Annotated in this window: 15 protein-coding genes and 1 pseudogene; 8 read left to right on the top strand and 8 right to left on the bottom strand. The window is 43.9% G+C overall.

Translation table 11 applies throughout. The features are described from left to right. Positions 1 to 263 precede the first annotated feature (263 nt). The 3 genes and pseudogenes from proV to proX all read left to right on the top strand — a co-directional run bounded on the left by proV (position 264) and on the right by proX (position 3,549). A pseudogene (gene proV, locus AB6E08_RS11255) lies at positions 264 to 1,451 on the top strand (glycine betaine/L-proline ABC transporter ATP-binding protein ProV). Between the two features lie 3 nt (positions 1,452 to 1,454). Further along, positions 1,455 to 2,549: a glycine betaine/L-proline ABC transporter permease ProW gene (gene proW / locus AB6E08_RS11250; RefSeq protein ID WP_017104248.1), complete on the top strand. Its 1,095-nt coding sequence runs from the start codon at positions 1,455 to 1,457 to the stop codon at positions 2,547 to 2,549. Next, positions 2,542 to 3,549 (top strand): glycine betaine/L-proline ABC transporter substrate-binding protein ProX, encoded by a 1,008-nt coding sequence (gene proX, locus AB6E08_RS11245; protein ID WP_009846457.1) that lies wholly within the window; start codon positions 2,542 to 2,544, stop codon positions 3,547 to 3,549. Before proW ends, proX begins: the two co-directional genes overlap by 8 nt. 172 nt (positions 3,550 to 3,721) lie before the next feature. Here proX and AB6E08_RS11240 read toward each other — a convergent pair whose 3' ends face one another. After that, positions 3,722 to 4,096, bottom strand: coding sequence for a nuclear transport factor 2 family protein (locus AB6E08_RS11240; RefSeq protein ID WP_372063618.1), 375 nt, complete (start codon positions 4,094 to 4,096; stop codon positions 3,722 to 3,724). A gap of 142 nt (positions 4,097 to 4,238) precedes the next feature. Here AB6E08_RS11240 and AB6E08_RS11235 point away from each other — a divergent pair, with 142 nt between their 5' ends. Continuing rightward, positions 4,239 to 5,105, top strand: coding sequence for a LysR family transcriptional regulator (locus tag AB6E08_RS11235; protein WP_017098637.1), 867 nt, complete (start codon positions 4,239 to 4,241; stop codon positions 5,103 to 5,105). 154 nt (positions 5,106 to 5,259) lie between these two features. On the opposite strand, the gene cydC is transcribed toward AB6E08_RS11235, so the two are convergent. From cydC to AB6E08_RS11210, 5 genes are all read right to left on the bottom strand, one after another. Beyond that, entirely contained in the window at positions 5,260 to 6,981 is a 1,722-nt protein-coding gene (cydC, locus tag AB6E08_RS11230) for a heme ABC transporter ATP-binding protein/permease CydC (RefSeq protein WP_372063616.1), read from the bottom strand. After that, entirely contained in the window at positions 6,974 to 8,758 is a 1,785-nt protein-coding gene (gene cydD / locus AB6E08_RS11225) for a heme ABC transporter permease/ATP-binding protein CydD (protein ID WP_372063614.1), read from the bottom strand. Before cydD ends, cydC begins: the two co-directional genes overlap by 8 nt. Positions 8,759 to 8,919: 161 nt before the next feature. Next, positions 8,920 to 9,879, bottom strand: a complete 960-nt coding sequence (gene trxB, locus AB6E08_RS11220; protein WP_004733400.1) for a thioredoxin-disulfide reductase — start codon at positions 9,877 to 9,879, stop codon at positions 8,920 to 8,922. 493 nt (positions 9,880 to 10,372) lie between these two features. Further along, the gene (locus tag AB6E08_RS11215) at positions 10,373 to 11,245 is read right to left on the bottom strand and encodes a bacteriophage abortive infection AbiH family protein (protein ID WP_240798320.1); all 873 of its coding nucleotides are present in this window, start codon (positions 11,243 to 11,245) and stop codon (positions 10,373 to 10,375) included. Positions 11,246 to 11,282: 37 nt separating this feature from the next. Continuing rightward, a complete protein-coding gene (locus AB6E08_RS11210; RefSeq protein ID WP_372063611.1) occupies positions 11,283 to 12,410 on the bottom strand; it encodes a DUF3800 domain-containing protein in 1,128 nt (375 codons plus the stop codon). 962 nt (positions 12,411 to 13,372) lie between these two features. Here AB6E08_RS11210 and AB6E08_RS11205 point away from each other — a divergent pair. Beyond that, positions 13,373 to 14,029 carry a 2OG-Fe dioxygenase family protein gene (locus AB6E08_RS11205; RefSeq protein WP_029223059.1) on the top strand — a complete coding sequence of 219 codons (657 nt, stop codon included), beginning with the start codon at positions 13,373 to 13,375 and terminating at the stop codon, positions 14,027 to 14,029. After that, positions 14,013 to 15,248, top strand: coding sequence for a cysteine desulfurase-like protein (locus AB6E08_RS11200; protein ID WP_017103767.1), 1,236 nt, complete (start codon positions 14,013 to 14,015; stop codon positions 15,246 to 15,248). Before AB6E08_RS11205 ends, AB6E08_RS11200 begins: the two co-directional genes overlap by 17 nt. A 165-nt stretch (positions 15,249 to 15,413) precedes the next feature. Here the strand turns inward: AB6E08_RS11200 and AB6E08_RS11195 are convergent, their stop codons facing one another. Beyond that, positions 15,414 to 16,085 (bottom strand): type 1 glutamine amidotransferase domain-containing protein, encoded by a 672-nt coding sequence (locus AB6E08_RS11195; RefSeq protein ID WP_017103768.1) that lies wholly within the window; start codon positions 16,083 to 16,085, stop codon positions 15,414 to 15,416. Between the two features lie 218 nt (positions 16,086 to 16,303). Here AB6E08_RS11195 and AB6E08_RS11190 point away from each other — a divergent pair, with 218 nt between their 5' ends. Next, the gene (locus AB6E08_RS11190; protein WP_017103769.1) at positions 16,304 to 17,188 is read left to right on the top strand and encodes a LysR family transcriptional regulator; all 885 of its coding nucleotides are present in this window, start codon (positions 16,304 to 16,306) and stop codon (positions 17,186 to 17,188) included. A gap of 247 nt (positions 17,189 to 17,435) precedes the next feature. Next, positions 17,436 to 18,686 carry a diguanylate cyclase gene (locus tag AB6E08_RS11185; RefSeq protein WP_371707507.1) on the top strand — a complete coding sequence of 417 codons (1,251 nt, stop codon included), beginning with the start codon at positions 17,436 to 17,438 and terminating at the stop codon, positions 18,684 to 18,686. A 151-nt stretch (positions 18,687 to 18,837) separates the two neighbouring features. On the opposite strand, the gene AB6E08_RS11180 is transcribed toward AB6E08_RS11185, so the two are convergent. Further along, entirely contained in the window at positions 18,838 to 19,662 is an 825-nt protein-coding gene (locus AB6E08_RS11180; protein ID WP_017098743.1) for a DUF2797 domain-containing protein, read from the bottom strand. Positions 19,663 to 19,863: the final 201 nt, after the last annotated feature.

The following is a 19,863-nucleotide window of genomic DNA, read 5'->3' as shown; positions in this document are numbered from 1 at the left end:
TAATGCCGCAGGTGTTGAGTGTGATTTAAATTTCCTTATTATCAATATTTTGCTTTGTATGGGCTTGATATTTGACCTTTGTTTGGGCTGGGGTTTTAACGGTTTTTCATTGACTTTACAGAACGATGCCCCTTGATTTGCATGGGTTAATTGCTTAGAGTGCTAATCGTTTTTCGGGTTTAAATAACCGTTTTTAAGTTTAAATAATCGGTTTTGAGTTTAAATAACTATTAGTTTAGATAACTAAGAAAGGATTAAATTACATGGATCCCATACTGGAAGTTAAGGGACTGTACAAGGTGTTTGGTGAAGACACCGACCGTGCTTTTACAATGATTAATGAAGGCGCGAACAAAGATAAAGTTTTCGAAGAAACAGGGTTAACGATCGGCGTTAACGATGTTTCTCTTAGCATTCAAGAAGGCGAGATTTTCGTCATAATGGGCCTGTCAGGATCTGGCAAATCAACCCTAGTACGCCTTCTTAACCGCTTGATTGAACCTACCAAAGGTAATGTGCTTCTTCGAGGCAAAGACATTGCCCACACCTCAGAAGATGAGCTCCGCGAAGTCCGTCGCAACAACATCTCCATGGTTTTCCAAAACTTCGCATTGATGCCTCACATGACAGTGATTGAAAACGCCGCGTTTGGTCTTGAACTAGCGGGTGTTGAAGTCGATAAGAGAAAACAGTCAGCATTTGAAGCGTTGGAACGAGTCGGTCTCGGGCCGTATTCAGAATCTTACCCTGATGAATTGTCTGGCGGTATGAAGCAGCGTGTTGGTTTGGCTCGTGCTCTAGCATGTGACCCTGATATCTTGTTGATGGATGAAGCATTCTCGGCGCTCGATCCTTTGATTCGTACTGAAATGCAAGATGAGCTTATTCGCCTTCAAAATGACGATAAACGAACCATTGTTTTCATCTCCCATGATTTGGATGAAGCGATGCGAATCGGTGACCGTATTGCCATTATGCAAAACGGTGAGGTGGTTCAAGTGGGTACCCCAGACGAAATTCTTAACAACCCAGCGAACGATTATGTCGAAGCTTTCTTCCGCGGTGTGAATGTAGCAAGTGTTCTTACGGTGAAAGACATTGCACGTAAGAAGCCAGCGGCGGTATTTAAAAAATCAGAACATGACGGCCCAGCGTCCGCTCTACAAATCTTGATGGATAACGACCGTGAATAAGGCATTGTTGTTGAGAAAAGCAGTCGTTACTCCGGCATTGTCTCTGTTGATTCCCTTCGTAAAGCACACAAAGAGAACAAATCACTCGTCAGTGCGCAGCTCGATGATGGCCTAACGCTGAACCCTGATTTACCAATCAACGATGTGCTTGGCCTTGTTGGCGGTGTGCCTTACTCCGTTCCTGTTGTGGATGAGCAAGGTAATTACTTTGGCGTGGTAACTAAGTCGCGACTGTTACAAACATTGGATAAGGGGTAGATCATGTCGTCTGAACAAACAAATAATGACCCATGGTCTCAATCAGCTCCAGCAGCTCAGCCATCAAGTGATCCTTGGGGTCAAGCAGCAGATACCTCACCATCAGCAGATTGGTTAAGCAGCGAAACAGTCGAAACGACACCTTTTGATCCACTTAACCCTTTTGCAGAAGCAGTTTTGCCCGTCGACACTTGGGTAGAGTCTGGACTGAATTGGTTAGTTGAGCACGGACGTCCATTGTTTCAAGCAATCCGTGTGCCTATCGATTTCATTCTAAGTTCATTTGAAACGGCGTTGGTGTCGACACCTGCACCATTCATGTTGATCATTTTGTTTTTAGTTGCATGGCAGTTTTCAAACCTGAAGCTTGGTTTGGCTACAGCCGTTTCTTTGACTTTTATTGGCTTGATTGGCGCTTGGTCTGAAGCGATGACCACGCTTTCACTGGTTATGACATCGGTATTCTTCTGTCTGCTGATCGGCTTACCCATGGGGATATGGCTCGCCCGCAGCAATACCGCGGCTAAATTCGTACGCCCAATTCTCGACGCCATGCAAACGACGCCAGCCTTCGTTTATCTTGTACCCATCGTAATGTTGTTTGGTATCGGTAACGTTCCGGGTGTGGTGGTGACGATCATATTCGCACTTCCTCCTGTTGTACGTTTGACTATCTTGGGTATTCAGCAAGTACCGGAAGATCTGATCGAAGCGGGTCACTCATTTGGTGCCAGCAAAAAGCAGATGCTTTACCGAATTCAACTACCACTTGCACTGCCAACCATCATGGCGGGCGTGAACCAAACACTGATGTTGTCGCTATCGATGGTGGTTATCGCATCAATGATCGCGGTAGGTGGATTAGGTCAAATGGTACTGAGAGGTATTGGCCGACTGGATATGGGATTAGCCGCTGTTGGTGGCCTAGGCATTGTTATTCTTGCAATCCTACTTGACCGCATTACCCAAGTTCTCGGGGTAAATGCAGGTAATACAAAATTACGCTGGTATCACATGGGGCCTGTTTCCCTTGTGCTAAAAGCTTTAAATCGCGGTAAACAATCAGAACTACAACTAAGGAAAAACACCAATGAATAATTCATGGAAGAGTAAGCTAGCCGTTAGCATCGTTTCGACACTGGCTGTATCAACGAACGTGTGGGCTGCAAGCTTACCGGGTGAAGGTGTATCAGTTCAGCCCGTTCAATCTTCAGTTGCTGAAGAAACGTTCCAAACACTGATTGTTAACCGTGCTTTAGAAGAGCTTGGTTACGATGTGAAATCAACGCAAGAAGTGGACTACAACGTAGCTTACACTTCTATCGCAAAAGGTGACGCAACGTTCCTAACAGTAGGTTGGTTCCCACTACACGCTGACAAATACAAAATGGCGGGTGGCGATGACAAATTCTACCGTGAAGGCCAATATGTAAGTGGTGCCGCTCAAGGTTACCTTATTGATAAGAAAACCGCTGAAAAGTACAACATCACTAACATAGGTCAATTGACTGATCCAAAAATCGCTAAGCTGTTTGATGCTGATGGCGATGGCAAAGCAGACCTGACGGGCTGTAACCCTGGTTGGGGTTGTGAGATGGTCATCGAACACCAAATCTCTGCATTCAAATTGGACGATACCGTTACTCACAACCAAGGTAACTATGCAGCGATCATCGCAGATACGATTTCACGTTACCAAAAGGGCGAGTCAGTTCTTTACTACACGTGGACACCTTATTGGGTAAGTGGTGTATTGGTTCCTAACGAAGACGTAGTTTGGTTAGAAGTTCCATTCTCTTCACTTCCGGGTGATCGTGCGAATGTTGATACTACTTTGTCTAACGGTAAGAACTACGGCTTCGAAATGAACTCGATGCGTATTATTGCGAACAAAGAGTTTGCTAAGAACAACCCATCTGCGGCGAAGCTTTTTGAAATCATCAAACTTAACATCAATGATGTAAGTGCTCAGAACATGATGATGAGTAAAGGTAAGAACAGCTCGGCTGATATCGAAGCGCACGTAAACGGTTGGATCAAAGCGAACCGAAATACGTTTGATGCTTGGATTACAGAAGCGAAGAAAGCGGCACTATAACGGTTGTTTTTCGTAAGCAGTCGATAACCGGCTGGAATAAAAAGAGAAGGCCGGTAGTCTGATTCAGACTACCGGCCTTTGTTTTTCTAGCGACATAACTATTTTTTAGCGACATAACTATTGTTATCGCATTATTTTTTAAAGCGGCTTGTTCTTTTAAAAGCGAGCAGCTCTAGCGTTCGCCTTGAACCTCAAAGTCATCGCTGATTAAACGAGCGCAACCATCGGCTTCTAGTGCCCAGTGCTCACGATGCACAACACCAAACGCTTTGTTCATTGTCCAACTAGCCGTCAAAATGTAGCCGCCCTCTGGGTGCTCTTCCCACGTAACGTCTGTGTAATCAATGTCTTTGAAGCCTTGGTCGATGATGTTTTGCCAAAATGCTTGAATCGCTTCACGACCTTCAAAAGTACCAAATGGACGCGCTTCCATTACACAGCTTTCAGCATATTGATCTGCACAACCTTTCGCATCTTGGCTGTTGAATGCTTTCTGCCACGCGTTAATGCCTTGCTTACATGCTTCTAAAATTTGGTTGTCTAACATTGTCTTTCTCCATAACAGTCTTCTTTCAAACACTGTGTCTTTGATTTGGGTGTCTCGATAAGTTGGATTCAGTTTAGCCTTGGAAATTAAGTTGAAAAACAGAGATAATAGAAAATACTGTATGTAAAAAGAGAACAATAGGATGAGTAAGCTAAAGCAGATGTCGATTTTCGCTCACATCGTAGAGCAGGGCTCAGTATCAGCTGCGGCTGAAAAGCTTGAGTTATCCAAGTCCGTCGTCAGTCAGCACCTCAAAATTCTGGAACAAGAACTAGGTGCTTCACTTCTCAAACGCACAACACGGAGGCAATCTCTGACCAGTATGGGTGAGCGTTTTTATTTAAGCTGCAAAGACATCAACGTGATTGCTGACTCGGCTTGGGATATGGCCAAAGCTGAGCTAGAAGAGCCACAAGGTCGGATTCGTATTACTGCACCGAATGCTCTTATGGACTTGCTCGTCGCCCCTGTTGTCGCAGATCTAATGAAGCAATATCCCAAGCTAAAACCCGAGCTGATAAGCGATGATCAGCACTTAGATTTCATGGAACACGATATTGATCTCGCAGTACGAGTAGGAACTTCTCGTGACAGTAACCTAAAGCAGAAACGCTTGGGCGAGTTTAAAGACGTGTTGTGTGGCGTTGAAAGCATGCGTTCTCGTGAGCTTGAATCTATTCCTTACATTGCTAACTCATGGCAAGGTAAGCAAGTTTCTCATCACTTTACTTCTCAAACAGATCAAAACTTTATTTACCAACAACAAGCAAGTTGCACTACGAACTCCTTTCATAGTTGTCTCGCGTTGATCAAATCTGGCGTTGGCATTGGTGTGATCCCAGACTTCTATCTTCATCAACTATCAAATGAAGTGGTCGATCTCTTACCAAGTTTTCAACTACCCACAAACACGGTTTATGCGTTGAATCCATTCGCCTCAAACACACCGATTGCCATCAAACTGTGCGTCAAAGCGTTGGAAGAGAAGCTCAAACAGAACTTTGTTTAAAACCAATTCGATAAGTCAGTGATTTAGTAAAGAGGCTTAAAACCAAACTTGCCTAATAGATTGCTCAAGAGTGAAGATACAAAAACATAAAGACACAAAAAAGCCCGAGTATAAACTCGGGCTTTGAATCGTTTTCTTTATAACTTATGAGGAGCTAGATTGCCTGACGAAGTTGAAAGTAACGCCCTTGTGCATTCAGTAGTGTCTCGTGAGAGCCATGTTCAACAATGTCACCTTGTTCGATCAGAACGATAGAATCCATGGATTCAAGACCAATCAAACGGTGCGTAATGAAGATAACCGTCTTGCCTTCGAAGTGCTTCTCGAACAGCGCCATGATGCTGTGTTCTGTCTGCTTATCCAAGCCTTCTGTCGGCTCATCGAGAAGCAGGATAGGGGCATCATGAAGAATCGCACGTGCAATACCAATACGGCGCTTCTCACCACCAGACAGTTGACGACCACCGTCACCCAACCAGCTATCAAGCGCGTCATTCTCAAGTAGCTTTTCTAGACCAACGTCTTTAAGGATGTTAGCTAGGTGCTCATTGTTGGCATCTGGTTTCGCAATCAACAAGTTGTCGCGTAGGCTGCCATTCAAGATGTCGACACGTTGGCTTACTACACTGATTGATTCACGCAGTTGTGATTCGTTCCATTGTGTTAGTTCAATGCCTGCGATTGAGATGTAACCCTTCTTAGGATCCCAGTAGCGAGTCAGAAGCTGAATCAGAGTCGATTTACCTGAACCCGTTTGACCCACAATCGCAACCTTGTTCGTTGCCGGAATCGTTAGCTCAACAGCGTTCAGAACACTTCGCTCAGAATCAGGGTAGTTGAACGTCACGTTTGAGAACGTAATATCAAGCGGCTTGTTGATGTCGAGTTTCTCTTCAGCAAACTGAACTTCAGGCTCCGACAGAATCACTTCGTTCAAGCGACGAGCAGAAGACAGAGTTTGACCTAAATGCTGGAACGCGCCTGCGATAGGCATCAGCAGTTCAAAACTTGCCATGGTTGCGAATGCCATTAGCGCGATGAACGGGTCTGGTGCATTACCACCCACGCCGTCAGCCGCAAGCCAAAGCATAAGAACAAGCGTCAAACCGTTGAACAGCATTAGCGCTGCTGAAGCCATACCGGTTAGGTTAGCATTCACAAACTGATTCGCCATTAGCTTGTGTTGCGTTTCTAGAATCGCATTGCGGTAACGCTCTTCAGCACCGAATAGAGTCAGTTCGCTGTAGCCTTCAATCCAATCTAGTGTAGTCACACGAAGGTCTGCTTTGTTCTGTGTCAGTTCGCCGCCGTTACGCTTGCCCAGCTTGTAGAACAAGATTGGCCAAACCAAAAGCATGATCAGAAGGATAGAACCCAAGATCAAACCAAGTGAACTGTCAAACCACATTAAGAACAGAGTCAGGAAGAAAATCCCAAATACACCAACCGTCACAGGGCTTACTAAACGTAAGTACACGTGATCCATGGCGTCGACATCAGCAACCAAACGGTTCAGTAGGTCAGCATCACGAAGGTTTGAAATACGACCTGGGATCAGCGGAGCCAGCTTCTTGAAGAAGAAGATACGCAGATCAGTTAACAGTTTGAATGTCGCATTGTGGCTGACAACACGTTCACCCCAACGACCCGCCGTTCGGCTCATTGCCAAACCACGTACACCACCACCCGGTAGCATGTAGTTGAAGGTTTCACGTGCAATCGTAAGGCCTGCAACCGCAGAAGCTGAAATGAACCAGCCTGATAGCGTTAACAAGCCAATAGAAGCCGAAAGAGTAGCAAAAGCCAATAGCATGCCTAGCGATAGGCCAAACCAATGCTTTTTATAGAGTTTCAGGTAAGGCAGTAAATCACGCATCTAAATTACCCTTATTATCTTGTTGAGCTAAGTTCGCGTTCAGCATCTCTTCAAACAAACCACCCGCAGTTGAAAGCTGAGAGTAATGACCTTGTTCAACCAGACCACCATCGCGCATAACCAGAATATTATCGACTGATTTAAGAGGAGCGAGTTGGTGCGTCACAAGTAGGGCAGTGCGGCTTTCAATGTTGCTATTGATGCCTTTCATCACTAACTGTTCACTACGAGTATCTAGGCTGGCTGTTGGTTCATCTAATAACCAGAACTGACCGTCTTGAATCATTGCGCGAGCCAAAGCTAAACGCTGAGATTGACCAACAGACAGGCCGCCAGAGCGATCAGAAATCATGTAATCCAAGCCGAGCTCGTTAACGAACTCGCTAGCAAATGATTGCTCAAGTGCATTCTCGACAACTTGGTCAGCAATATCGTGCTTACCTAGGGTGACGTTGTCACGAATACTGCCGTGCAACAACAATGGGTTTTGACCAACCCAGCTGATCGTCTTGCGCCAAGAGGCTAAGTCTAAGTCACGCAGTTCAATGCCATTGATTTTCAAGCTTCCTTCGTAAGGCATGAAACCAAGAATAGCGTTGATCAAACTCGTTTTACCCGCACCACTTGGGCCAACTAACGCAGTCGATTGGCGAGTGTTCAGTGCAAACGAGATAGGACCAACCAATTGAACACCTTCAGGGCTTAACACTTTTAGGTCGGTAGCTTCAATATTGATGCCTTGAGCCGGATCGAGCTGAGTGTCGCCTGATTTAACCTTAGTGATGTCGGTTTCTAAGAACTCGACAATACTTTCGGCTGCGCCAACCGCTTGTTGCTTCGCGTGGTAGAAAGTACCTAAGTCACGTAGAGGTTGGTAAAACTCTGGCGCCAAGATAAGGATGAACAAACCTGCGAATAGAGTAATGCCAACACCGTAGTGACCGAAGTTAAGCTCACCGATGTAGGTGAAACCAAAGTAAACCGCGGTCATCGCGATCGAGATCGACGTGAAGAACTCAAGTACAGCAGAAGACAAGAAAGCGATTTTCAACACATCCATGGTACGCGTTCTGAACACTTCAGATGCACCTTTAAGTACTTCTGTTTCAGCGTTGGTGCGGTCAAATAGACGGATAGTCGTCATTGACTGTAAACGGTCGTAAAAGTGACCGGAAAGGCGCTGCAGCGCTTTGAAGTTTTTACGGTTTGCATCGGCCGCTTTCATACCCACAAGTGCCATGAACATCGGCACCAGTGGAGCAGTCAGTAAGAAGATCAATCCTGCTGCCCAGTTAACTGGGAACACCACAACCAAAATAATGAATGGAATCATTACCGACAGAGACATCTGAGGCAGGTAACGAGAGAAGAAGTCTTGCATGTCTTCTACTTGTTCTAGCAACAGCGTTGCCCACGTACCGGCAGGTTTACCTTTAATGTAAGCAGGGCCTAACTCACGTAGTTTATCTAGGATGAGTTGCCTGATGTAGACCCGGATCTGTTCACCACAGCGATAACCTGCGATTTCACGTCCCCATGTACAGCCAGCACGGCCAACGACCGATAATGCCAAGCCTGCGAAATGACCAACCAGTTCAGATTTATCGACGTTCTCGATGATCAGCTGGTGAAGAATAGAGGCGAGAAGAGCTGCTTGAGCAATTAAGAACACGCTTGAAAGTACGCCAAGGCTAATCGCAATCATAAGCCAGCGTTTCGCTAACTTACTCTGTTGCTTAAGCCACTTGTTCAAGCTGCGTTGTTTTTTCTTATCCATTATGAAGGCTTAATGATAATTATTATTTGTTGAGGGCGGCTAGTATACAAAAGAAAGCCCAGTGGATATACCACTGGGCTCTAGGGATTTACAACAAAATGTGATGACGCCCTGCATCTACTGAGGTGAGGGCTTCGATATTTAAATCTGCAATCTCAGATTTACTTATCGTTAAGGCCATCTAGGAAGCGTTCAGCATCCAGTGCAGCCATACAACCTGTACCAGCAGAAGTGATTGCTTGGCGGTAGTTGTGGTCCATTACATCACCTGCAGCGAACACGCCTGGGATGCTGGTTTGTGTCGCGTTACCTTCAAGACCAGACTGAACAATGATGTAATCATCTTTCATGTCGACTTGGCCTTTGAAGATTTCAGTGTTTGGTTGGTGACCGATAGCAATGAATGCGCCCATTACTTCGATGTCTTCCGTTTTGTCAGACTGAGTATCTTTAATACGAACGCCCGTTACACCCATGTCGTCGCCTAGAACTTCGTCTAGCGTGCGATCAGTGTGAAGAACAATGTTGCCGTTCTCTACTTTGTCCATTAAACGCTTCACTAGGATCTTTTCAGCGCGGAATGTGTCACGGCGGTGAACAAGGTGCACTTCAGACGCGATGTTAGACAGGTAAAGTGCTTCTTCAACAGCGGTGTTTCCACCACCCACAACTGCAACTTTCTGGTTGCGGTAGAAGAAACCATCACACGTTGCACAAGCAGAAACGCCACGGCCTTTGAATGCTTCTTCAGAATCTAAACCTAAGTACTTAGCTGATGCACCCGTTGAGATGATCAATGCATCACACGTGTACTCGCCAGAATCGCCTTTAAGACGGAAAGGGCGGTTAGATAGGTCGACTTCGTTAATGTGGTCGAACAGGATCTCTGTTTCAAAGCGCTCTGCGTGCTCTTTCATGCGATCCATTAAAGCTGGACCCGTTAAACCTTCAGCATCACCGGGCCAGTTTTCCACTTCTGTCGTGGTTGTAAGCTGACCACCTTGCTGCATACCGGTAACCAGTACTGGGTTTAGGTTTGCACGAGCAGCGTAAACTGCAGCTGTATAGCCAGCAGGGCCAGAACCAAGAATCAATAAATTACAGTGCTTTACGTCGCTCATGAGGACTCCGAAATTGAAATTGTTTTTATTTATAATCGCTTAGGATTGTATGGAAAATATGGAGGCAATAAAAGGTTAAACAAGGGCTGAAGTGTAATTAATCGTTATAGTTTAGAACTTAATCGAGACAAACGTTTTCGTGGCTGGAAGATCAGTGAAAAGGCTTAAAGGTTCCGGGGATTTGGAGTGAGTAGTTATGGCCGCATTCAGTAAACTAGATGAGGTCTTATTCCACTAATCAAACTTACCTTACGTTGATTTGAAGTCGACTTTGTAGAAGCTTGTATGTTTCGGTGTGTGCGAGAGTCGTTACTGGTTTTTAAACTCGTAATTGGACATAAACGTGTTATATCACTCGCTAAATTAGCGATAAACGGATTAATTGAGATATGGAAAAAAGCCTTGAGAACCATTGTCCAGTAGAAACATAAACTCCCCCCAATATAATTGAATTTCGTCAGAGCTTATTTGTTAGGTGCGTTCTCAAACAATGCTATAGCTCATCGTACTTACAGATTTCAATTTGATCTTGGCTAATACCGCAACCAATAAGGGCTTGAGCATGCTCTGTTCTCTCTTCATCGGTATAACAGCAAACTTTCCATCGCGCACCTTCAGTACCATTAGCAATGCGGCGGAAGTATGGCAAGTCGATTGCGTTCAATGAATGGCCAATAATCACAACCTCTGTAACGTCCCCAAGCTCTTCAAAATAACTGCTATTCTGTTCTAAAACGTCATCAACTGGCTTTTTAAGTGCATGAAGGGGATACCTAGCAGCACTTTCAGCATCCGAAAACATCGAACGAGTGCTCTCTCCGTCTTCATCAACTTCTGGTATCTCTACAATATTTTCTCCATGACCAAAAATTAAATCATCGTTGGTCTCAGCACGCCCATGAATATGGAACACGCTTTCATCTTCAATACCATAGATGAGTTGAAGGGTTGATGTGTAGTTAAAAGTGATAAAATGTGCATTTTCAGGAAACGTGATTTTCTCGCTCGCCCGAGTTACATCTATTTGGTTAACCCACCCAATGAAAGTTTCTTTCACCGTAGAAACATGTATATCGGTTTGCTCAGTAAGTTCATCTTCTAACCCATAAACAAAACTAGGCCTAAAGTCTTCTGCTTGAATATCGACTTCATTATGAAAATCAAAGAAGTCTTCCCAACAGAAAGCACCCAGCGCGTTCTCAAAGTCATGCCAAGGTTCATGATCATGTAAGTCGAAAGAGTAATAATTTTCTAGCTCATCTAGAGTACTTTGTGCGAACTCATAAAACTGACTGTAACTTGTTGGCAAATCGTGCCAAAGATCAAATCCATTACCAATTATATAAAGTGTTGTCATCTTTCTCATACCTCATAGCCCTAATGTCTTGTTATATGTATATGCTTTACAAGCCAAATGCTGTAAATACACTTTGCTGCTTATGATGCGGTAAAACAAAGTTGACGCCCAACGGTGATAGTGGTTTTTGATATTCGACAAGTATGTTGAAGGTATTAACGTAAACACTGCCAATTCGCTTTCTTTCATAGAGAGTATCATTGATAAATCGCGCATAGAAGCCCGCGATCAAGTCTGCCACTTGAACTCCTGAACTCAAGTTTGAGTTAACAAATTCAAGCCTAAAGTCACTATGAACATCTAGATCAGAATTAGGAATCGGTGGAGAGTTCTTTGAGATACTATTCTGAACTATATATTCTTTCGATTTTTCTAAAATAACATCGAAGTCCCGCTGTTCATCGTGCATCAAAACTATGTTCTCAACATTTCCCAAATGATACTTGTTCAAGCGACCAATAATGTTAAAAAATGAATGCACATGCGGCAGTATATTTATTTTTTTAGCTTTCGATTTTCTTTTACTTTTGTTTAATATATCAGGGATTGGTAGATAACTTTCAACAGCCTTTTCATCACCATACTCAAGACAAAAAGACTGAAACTCGTCTATTGAAGCAGCCAATAACCGACTGACATCTCGTTTTTCAAGCATGCTACAACTCGTGCTGTCAAAGTAAGCTTTTAACTCACTCAGGAAGTCAATGACCTTAACGCTTTGTCTTTGAAGACAAACTTTATTAAATAGTTCTAAGTATTTTAGTGGAAGCTCATGCCACATGTAGTCTGCTAAATGATTTCGGGCATATTGGTTGTGTCCATTCGTTTCATCTATTTCACCATAGAAAGGTATAATCAGGCTGCTGATTAAATTAGTAATTATGCAAAACTTCTTATCAACTAACTCTACAAATATAGGAACTCTGTTTCCAACAAGATATTTTGCAAGTTCAAGGAAAAACTCAGGCTTATAAGCATAAATTTCGGTTGATTTCAGTTCATTCTCAACTCCATATTTCAGTTTGAGATCAGACAATTTATCTGCAACGGCCTTTTCATCATCAACTCCAACACACGATAATGCGAACAAAGGTTGACCACCAAACTGCAATGAGAACTCTGGCTTAATCAAATCGCCAGTATTACCACTTTCATCCAAGTAATATCGATGCATATTTATTCCTCTAAGCACATAACGCTTTCTAGACGGAATACTTCCGTTTCTACATTCCGTCTATCTTGCTCGCTCTAAATAAGCAACTCAAATCATATATGTAAGCAATGTGACTTTTGTACATGTACCAAGGAAGAATCACGGAAATAGTCAGTCTCTTATCCCTGCACCGTGTTATTAGTTATGGTATGGCAAACTAACATTAACAGTGTATGAATGATTATTTACTCTAAGAAGGAAAGGGGCATAAACGTGTTAGAGGAGAGCACCTGACGCTTGTAAACACGTGTCACTTACTAGAAGCTAAATCCATCGTTCTCGTCGATTTCAAATGCTTCATGCTCAGGTTTTCAAATGCTACTGAGTAAATCCCCCCGTAACATTCCACTTCAAAAATCTTCGAGACTAAAAAAACTATCAAGTTGCTCTTCTAAAAGAAATGAGCCATTTGGGGCGGCCGAGTTCCCCCCGAACTCGACCTGTTCCAGACGCGCAAGCAAAGGCGTTTGGTTTCTGGCTTACTGATAAATTAACCAATTTCAGTTTGTTGTGTAAATAATCAATAGTTTGGCAACTGATAGGTAGATCGTATTTCGATGTGCAAATCATAGAAATGAATGATGGCAACCGTGGTGCTTGAGTTTATGCAAGGAGGCTGGCGTATTGAAGTGAAAGGGCCGACACAATATGAAACCTGTCTTTCTAGTTAATAATGTCGTTATTATTTAAATTGTAGGCATTTATAACTGGCTAGTGGAGTGTGCTAGTTTTAAGAGTTGGTCATCTTTTATTCTGGTGTTATACACTGCTTTTTATTCCTCGATTGGATTTAGTGTCTGAATTATTAAATCTGACGGGATAAATGATTGTTTAATGTTGATTTGGCAAGATCTTCAAGTATCCTTTATGTAAATAAAACGTTAAATATCGAAAGTTAATTAACAATCATTAAGGAGTCGATGATGTTACATGCTCACGAAAATACCCTACATATTACCCACCTCAGTAACCATGCAGTTAAGGAGTTGTCACCATCATTCTCTAAGCTACCAAGCACAGAGCATGCAGATGGCCAGTTCCGATTGAGAAGGTACTCAGTGGTTGAATTCAGTAATGGACAAGTCGTTGAGCTAGACAAACATAACTTTGTTCAGTCTGAAAACATTAATCACTTTCAAGGTGATGTTGTTCGTCAGTTCGAGCCGATTGAAGCGAATATTCTAAGCAGCGAAGGCATGCAAGAGATGTGTGAACTGTTTATTGAAACCAACGGGCTTGAAGACGGACAAGAAATCGAAATCCATCAAATCCGCATTGCCGCTATTTTTGAAGAAACTCAGGTTGCACCAGAAGGTGTTCACCAAGACGGTTTTGACCACATCGCGATCATTGGTGTTACTCGTCACAACATCGTTGGTGGTGAAGTTATGCTTTATCAAGACTCACATGAAGCGCCATTCTTTAGAAAAGTATTAGGCGATGGCGAGGTGGCAATGCTTGCTGATAGTAAGCTTTGGCACAATGCACAACCGATTCGTACCATAGACCACGGCGAGATGGGCTACATGGATGTGTTTGTTCTAACTGCTAAGGATGCGCGCAATGTCCTTCACTCTTAATGACGTGCGCCAACAGTTTAGCGCGTTAGGCCAATATCATAATGGCAAGCCAGTCACTTTCTTTGATGGGCCGGGTGGCTCTCAGGTGCCTGAGAATGTTTTAGCATCAATGACCGAATACTTAGGGCATTTCAATTCAAACCTAGGCGGCCACTATTTTTCTAGCCAAAAGACCACAAGTTTAATGCAGCAAGCGCGAGAAGCGGCGCAAGCACTGCTTAATGCGGAGTCTTCTGGCAACGTTGTGTTCGGAGCGAACATGACATCTCTGACCTTCCAATTGAGCCGAGCGATCAGTCGCGATTGGAAAAAGGGCGATGAAGTTATCGTCACGGCGTTAGACCATTACTCAAATGTATCGAGTTGGCAGCAAGCGGCAGATGACAAAGGCGCGATTGTTCGCCAAGTTCGCGTAGACGAGTCGGATTGCAGTTTAGATATGGCGCACTTTGAATCGCTGCTTAACGAGAAAACCAAGCTTGTCGCGGTGACGTTTGCTTCAAACACGACAGGCTCGATTGTTGACATGGCGAAAGTTATCGAGCTTGCACATCAATATAGCGCTCAGGTTTATGTCGATGCCGTTCATTACGCGCCACACCATTTGGTCGATGTTCAGCAATTGAATTGTGATTTCTTAGCGTGTTCAGCGTATAAGTTCTTCGGCCCGCATGTGGGTATTGCTTATGTTGCGCCTCAATGGCTGCATACTTTAAAGCCTTACAAGGTAGAGCCTGCAACCAATATCGGCCCAGGTCGTTTTGAGACAGGTACGCAAAGCTTCGAAGGTCTTGCTGGTGTGATTGCGGCGGTAGATTACTTGGCGCAATTAGGCGATCCCGCTGATTCATTGCGTTCTCGTTTAGAGCAAAGCTACGCGCTGTATAACAAGCACGAGAGCCAACTCAGTGAGTACTTCCTGAAACGCTTGTCCGATCTTGAAGGGGCAAAGCTTTACGGGAAAACCGAGTTTGATTCGAACCTAAGAACGCCAACCTTTGCGATTACCTTTGATGAGCACTCCCCAGAGTTCATAGCTAAGAAGTTGGGTGAGCATAATATCTGTGTGTGGAATGGTCACTTCTACGCATTAGGGCTGGTGAAGCAGTTGGGTATTGAAGAGCAGGGCGTGGTGCGTATTGGTTGTATGCATTATAACTCGATTGAAGAGATCGACTTGTTGTTCAATGTGCTTGAAGGGATCTTGCGAAGCCACTAGCACTTAATCGCTATAGAATTAGAAAAGAGCATACTTCTCTCAATAATATTGAGGTGGAAGTATGCTCTTTTTTGTTTGATTGAGCTTATATCTGTTTAACGGCAGTTATTCTATTAGGACGGTTACGAAGACTAAAACCGTTAATCGATTAACTCCATGACTTAACTAAGAGAGCTGCTTAACCAGAGCTGCACCTACTGCGTGCGCACTGGTTGGGTTTTGGCCAGTAATCACTCGCTCATCAACAATTACAAGCTCATGCCAAGGTTGAACCTTGTTGAAACGCGCAGCGCTGCGAGCAAGAGACTCTTCCAATAAGAACGGAATGTCATTGATGGTGCCAAAGTCGATTTCTTCTTCACGAGTAAAACCAGTCACCGATTTAGAGCTTAATAGCTTCTCGCCGTTGCTTAAAACAATCGGAAGCAGTGCTGCTGGGCCGTGACATACTGATGCGATCACACCGCCATCTTCATAATGCTTAGCGGCAATCGTTGCGAATTGCTCGTCGGTTGCTAAGTCAGAAAGTAGGCCGAATCCACCTGGGTAGAAGATAGCATCGTAGCTTTCTACGTTAATTTGGCTTACCGGAATCGTGTTATTGATACGGTTCTGGAAGTCATCATCAGCCAAGATTTCTGCGTTTACTGAATCACCTTCAATATCGGTTCCATACAGCGGACCTTTACCACCCTTGATCGACGCGATGTCGTACTCAAAACCCGCAGCAATGATCTCTTTCAGTGCATGAGTCAGTTCTGGAGCGTAAGTACCGTTCGCTTGGTCTGTATCGCCTAGTGTTACGTGGTTAGTTACAGGTATTAGTATTTTTTTCATGATTCGTCCCTTTGAGCACGTTTGTTTGGTTTCAGCGTCGTGGCTTTTATTTAGAAAACCAAAGCTTTCAATTTAGATACCGCTGTTTCGTTACCTGTAATACTAGTAGTAAACCATTTGAGTGATAATATGCCGAGTAGACAAAACATTATTGCTATATAGCAATAGTGGATGTGAATTAGTCGGATGTGAACTCGTTAGATGTAAACAGGTGAAGTATGGATAGCTTTGAAGGTATTAATGAATTTGTGGCGGTAGCGGAATGTCACGGCTTTTCTGCAGCAGCAAAACAGCTGGGGTGCAGTACCAGCCATGTCAGCCGCCAAGTATCGAGATTAGAAGAGCGGGTGGGTGTGGCTTTACTCGCTCGATCCACTCGTATGGTAAGTTTGACTGAGTCTGGGCATACCTATTATCAACAATGCAAAGATCTGGTTATCGGACTGCAACAGGCGAATGAACAAGTCACGTCTCAACAAGCTCAGCTGAGCGGTACTTTGCGTGTCAGTGCGGCGGGTGCGTTTGCCGAGAATCATGTTGCAGCAGCTTTGATGGAATTTGCGAAAGATCATCCTGAGCTCACCATAGAGATGAACTTCAATACTAAGATGGTTAACTTCATCGAAGATGGTATCGACTTCGCCATTCGTTACGGCCGATTAGACGATTCCGGTTTGGTGGCAAGAAAGCTCGTCGATCGCCCAATGGCGGCAGCAGCCAGTAAAGACTATATAGAGCAATTTGGTACGCCCACTCATCCAGAGCAGTTAAAAATGCACAGCTGCATTATCGCCAACAGTGATCAGTGGCTATTTGAGAAAGAGGGCAAACCGCTAAATGCAGTGCGAGTGCACGGGCGATGGCGCAGTAACAATTCGAGCGCAGTACTGAAAGCATGTGAAGAGGGGCTTGGTGTTGTCTACCTTCCTAAAAGCAGTTTCAATGGTGGCCTGACTAATGGAAAGCTTGTCCCGGTGCTTGAAGAGTATTGGGGAGCAGGAACCAGCAGTTGGGTCGTATATCAAAATCGTCGTTTTTTACCCCAGAGAGCAAGGCTGGCTATCGACTTCTTAGTCTCTTATTTTTCCGATTGGAATGAATAACCGAATAGATAATGCTTACATAGCTATACAATATCCTTGTTGTTTTTTGATGTGCGTAATAAGAAGGTGCTATTTGTCTACTTTTGATGACTTACGCTTACGATTGAGTTGTAGAGAAGCCTAAAGCAGTACGATATACTAGATATCATATTAATGTCCCTAACGCGTGATAGATTGTGTGGAAGCGTTGGCAGGATGTGTTGTTATGCTTCGGCTTATGAAGTGTAGCGAGAATGCGGAGTTGGCAATGTCTTCAATAAATTTCGAATCCACGTACGGTGTAATAACGATTCAAGATATGAATGTAGTGAGTGTTGACGCTAACTATGCTCGCATCTATGGATACCAATCACCGGAAGAACTACTTTCTGATATCGATAGCTTTCTAGATCTCATCTCAGAAGAGTACCATGTTTTAGCCTATCAAAATTACCTTGAAACGGTCAGTGGTCAACGAGACCCTCAGGTTCACACCTATACCAATATTGATCGCAACGGCAGAGAGTTCACCGTGTTTTCTATCGATCATGTGACGGAGTGGCAGGGAAGACCTGCACTGCAAGTCACGGTTATCGATCTTTCCCCTGCGATTCAGCTGCAAAATGCAGTGCGTGAGCAAGATAAGATGTATCACGACATGATCATGCAATCAGGGCAGGGCATCTTGGTTCACCGAGATTTCAAACCGTTGATGGTCAATCAATCATGGGTAAAACTGCAAGGTGGATCTTCCATAGAGCAAGTCTTAGCGCTGGATTCGATTCTTGACTTAGTGCCGCAGCAGAATAGTGAAGGCATCTATAAACACTATCAAGCGATCGTGTCGGGTGAGTTGTCGGGAACCAGTACCGTGGTTGAAAATATTGGCTTTGACGGTGTTCATCGCTTCTTTAATATTTACGATAATGCAATTACTTGGAAAGGTCAGCGGGCCGTTCAAGTAGTACTCGAAGATGTGACTCAAAAGGTGATGCTGGAGAAGCAGTTGGTTCACCAAGCGAATTACGATGAAATGACGGATCTGCTTAATCGTAGGGCGATTTATGAATGGTTGAGAGAGCACATGTTCTCTAAAAACTACCTTGTCTGTATGCTATTAGATATCGATGACTTCAAGTCGATTAATGACACTTATGGCCATATGGTGGGTGATGAGGTAATTTGTGCTTTGGCTAGTATAACCAAGCGCAATGCCGAGAAAGTTGGTGGAGTAGCAGGCCGTTGGGGTGGTGAAGAGTTCATTATATTTATCCCGAATACGCCTCTTGAAACAGCTCTCGAAGTTTCAGAAGAGATTCGCCAACAGTTCAATCAAGTCGAGTTCAAAGTGGGTGAACAAATTCGTTTTAACTCTAGCGTGAGTATCGGAATCAGTGATAGCCGAGCGTGTGAAGACGGTGTCACTATTGACGCACTCGTGAATTTAACCGACCAATCTCTCTATCGCGCTAAAGCCAATGGCAAGAATTGTGTAGACGGAGATGTAGTCGCGCTTTAACGCCTAAAACCGTCATCGAAAGCGAATAGAATCGACAACAAAAAATGCCCTCAAGTCATCACTTGAGGGCATTTTAGTTTTTGGCTATTAACTTAACGCTTCTCACTATGAGAAACGCCTCTAACTATGAGAAACGCTTAAGTTCTTTAAATTAGGCAGACACTTCCACTTCGTAAGAGCCAAATTTACGGATGTTAATCACGCCAGTATCTAGGATAAGGTATTGACCTTTAATGCCTTGAAGTACGCCCGTCACTTCAGGGTTCTTATCAAAGTTGTGCGATACAATTTTCACTGGGTGCTGTTCAACCGGGTAGCTCAATGAAGTAATGCTCTCACTGAGCACCTCGATAGCATCATCACCAAACTTCGTTCTGATCTCTTGAATCTTATCTTCTACAAGTGGCAATAGTTCTTTGGCTTTTTCTACCAACTCCATATCGTCGCCGTCGCCTTTTAGCAGTGTGCGCCAGTTGGTTTTATCGGCGATGTGTTTTGCTAATTCGACTTCAATAAGGCCAGAGATCTGACGTGTTTTTACCTTCAAAATAGGTAGGCCTTGAGTGGCACCTTGATCAATCCAGCGAGTTGGAATCTGAGTATGGCGAGTGATTCCTACCTTAAGGCTTGATGTGTTCGACAGGTAAACGAAGTGATCGACGAAGCAATTTTCTTCACCCCATTGAGGCTCACGACAAGTGCCTTGTTCGTAGTGGCAAGTCTCAGGCTTCATGATGCACATGTCGCAGCTTGCTAGCTTTTTCATGCACACAAAGCAGTGGCCTTGAGAGTAGCTTTTCTTAGTTTTCTTACCACACGAACAACAAAAAATATTACCAGTGTGGGTAAGGTTGATGGTTTTTCCAATCAGAGGGTTTAGCTCTACAAACTCTTCCCCTACAGGTAAACGGTAGGTAACCGCACCATCAAGGGAAGCACTCATTTTTCTGAGTGTTCCTTTTGCTAATAAAGACATGACATTACTCGTTGTATTTTGATTATTATTTCGTCGACTCGAACGCCTTGTAAGCAGTCGCTGCGGTTAACGATGATTATGCGATGAGTATAACAAATAGAGCCTCTATTTATACGCAATATTACTTGATTCATGCAGTGAATAATTGACTGGAAATACGTCATCTAAATTATAGTGTGACATTTTGTTAAGGTGTGATAT

This window comes from Vibrio sp. 10N.247.310.24 (assembly GCF_041467175.1).
In the GTDB taxonomy this organism is placed as follows: domain Bacteria; phylum Pseudomonadota; class Gammaproteobacteria; order Enterobacterales; family Vibrionaceae; genus Vibrio; species Vibrio tasmaniensis_A.
The sequence above is the reverse complement of the archived record's forward strand: the minus strand, read 5'-3'. Positions and strand labels throughout refer to the sequence as shown.

Excerpts from the sequence above, each read along its gene's own strand:
- proW (WP_017104248.1), top strand. The coding sequence starts at position 1,455 with ATGTCGTCTGAACAAACAAATAATGACCCATGGTCTCAATCAGCTCCA.
- proX (WP_009846457.1), top strand. The coding sequence starts at position 2,542 with ATGAATAATTCATGGAAGAGTAAGCTAGCCGTTAGCATCGTTTCGACA.
- AB6E08_RS11240 (WP_372063618.1), bottom strand. The coding sequence starts at position 4,096 with ATGTTAGACAACCAAATTTTAGAAGCATGTAAGCAAGGCATTAACGCG.
- AB6E08_RS11235 (WP_017098637.1), top strand. The coding sequence starts at position 4,239 with ATGAGTAAGCTAAAGCAGATGTCGATTTTCGCTCACATCGTAGAGCAG.
- cydC (WP_372063616.1), bottom strand. The coding sequence starts at position 6,981 with ATGCGTGATTTACTGCCTTACCTGAAACTCTATAAAAAGCATTGGTTT.
- cydD (WP_372063614.1), bottom strand. The coding sequence starts at position 8,758 with ATGGATAAGAAAAAACAACGCAGCTTGAACAAGTGGCTTAAGCAACAG.
- trxB (WP_004733400.1), bottom strand. The coding sequence starts at position 9,879 with ATGAGCGACGTAAAGCACTGTAATTTATTGATTCTTGGTTCTGGCCCT.
- AB6E08_RS11215 (WP_240798320.1), bottom strand. The coding sequence starts at position 11,245 with ATGAGAAAGATGACAACACTTTATATAATTGGTAATGGATTTGATCTT.
- AB6E08_RS11210 (WP_372063611.1), bottom strand. The coding sequence starts at position 12,410 with ATGCATCGATATTACTTGGATGAAAGTGGTAATACTGGCGATTTGATT.
- AB6E08_RS11205 (WP_029223059.1), top strand. The coding sequence starts at position 13,373 with ATGTTACATGCTCACGAAAATACCCTACATATTACCCACCTCAGTAAC.
- AB6E08_RS11200 (WP_017103767.1), top strand. The coding sequence starts at position 14,013 with ATGTCCTTCACTCTTAATGACGTGCGCCAACAGTTTAGCGCGTTAGGC.
- AB6E08_RS11195 (WP_017103768.1), bottom strand. The coding sequence starts at position 16,085 with ATGAAAAAAATACTAATACCTGTAACTAACCACGTAACACTAGGCGAT.
- AB6E08_RS11190 (WP_017103769.1), top strand. The coding sequence starts at position 16,304 with ATGGATAGCTTTGAAGGTATTAATGAATTTGTGGCGGTAGCGGAATGT.
- AB6E08_RS11185 (WP_371707507.1), top strand. The coding sequence starts at position 17,436 with ATGTCTTCAATAAATTTCGAATCCACGTACGGTGTAATAACGATTCAA.
- AB6E08_RS11180 (WP_017098743.1), bottom strand. The coding sequence starts at position 19,662 with ATGTCTTTATTAGCAAAAGGAACACTCAGAAAAATGAGTGCTTCCCTT.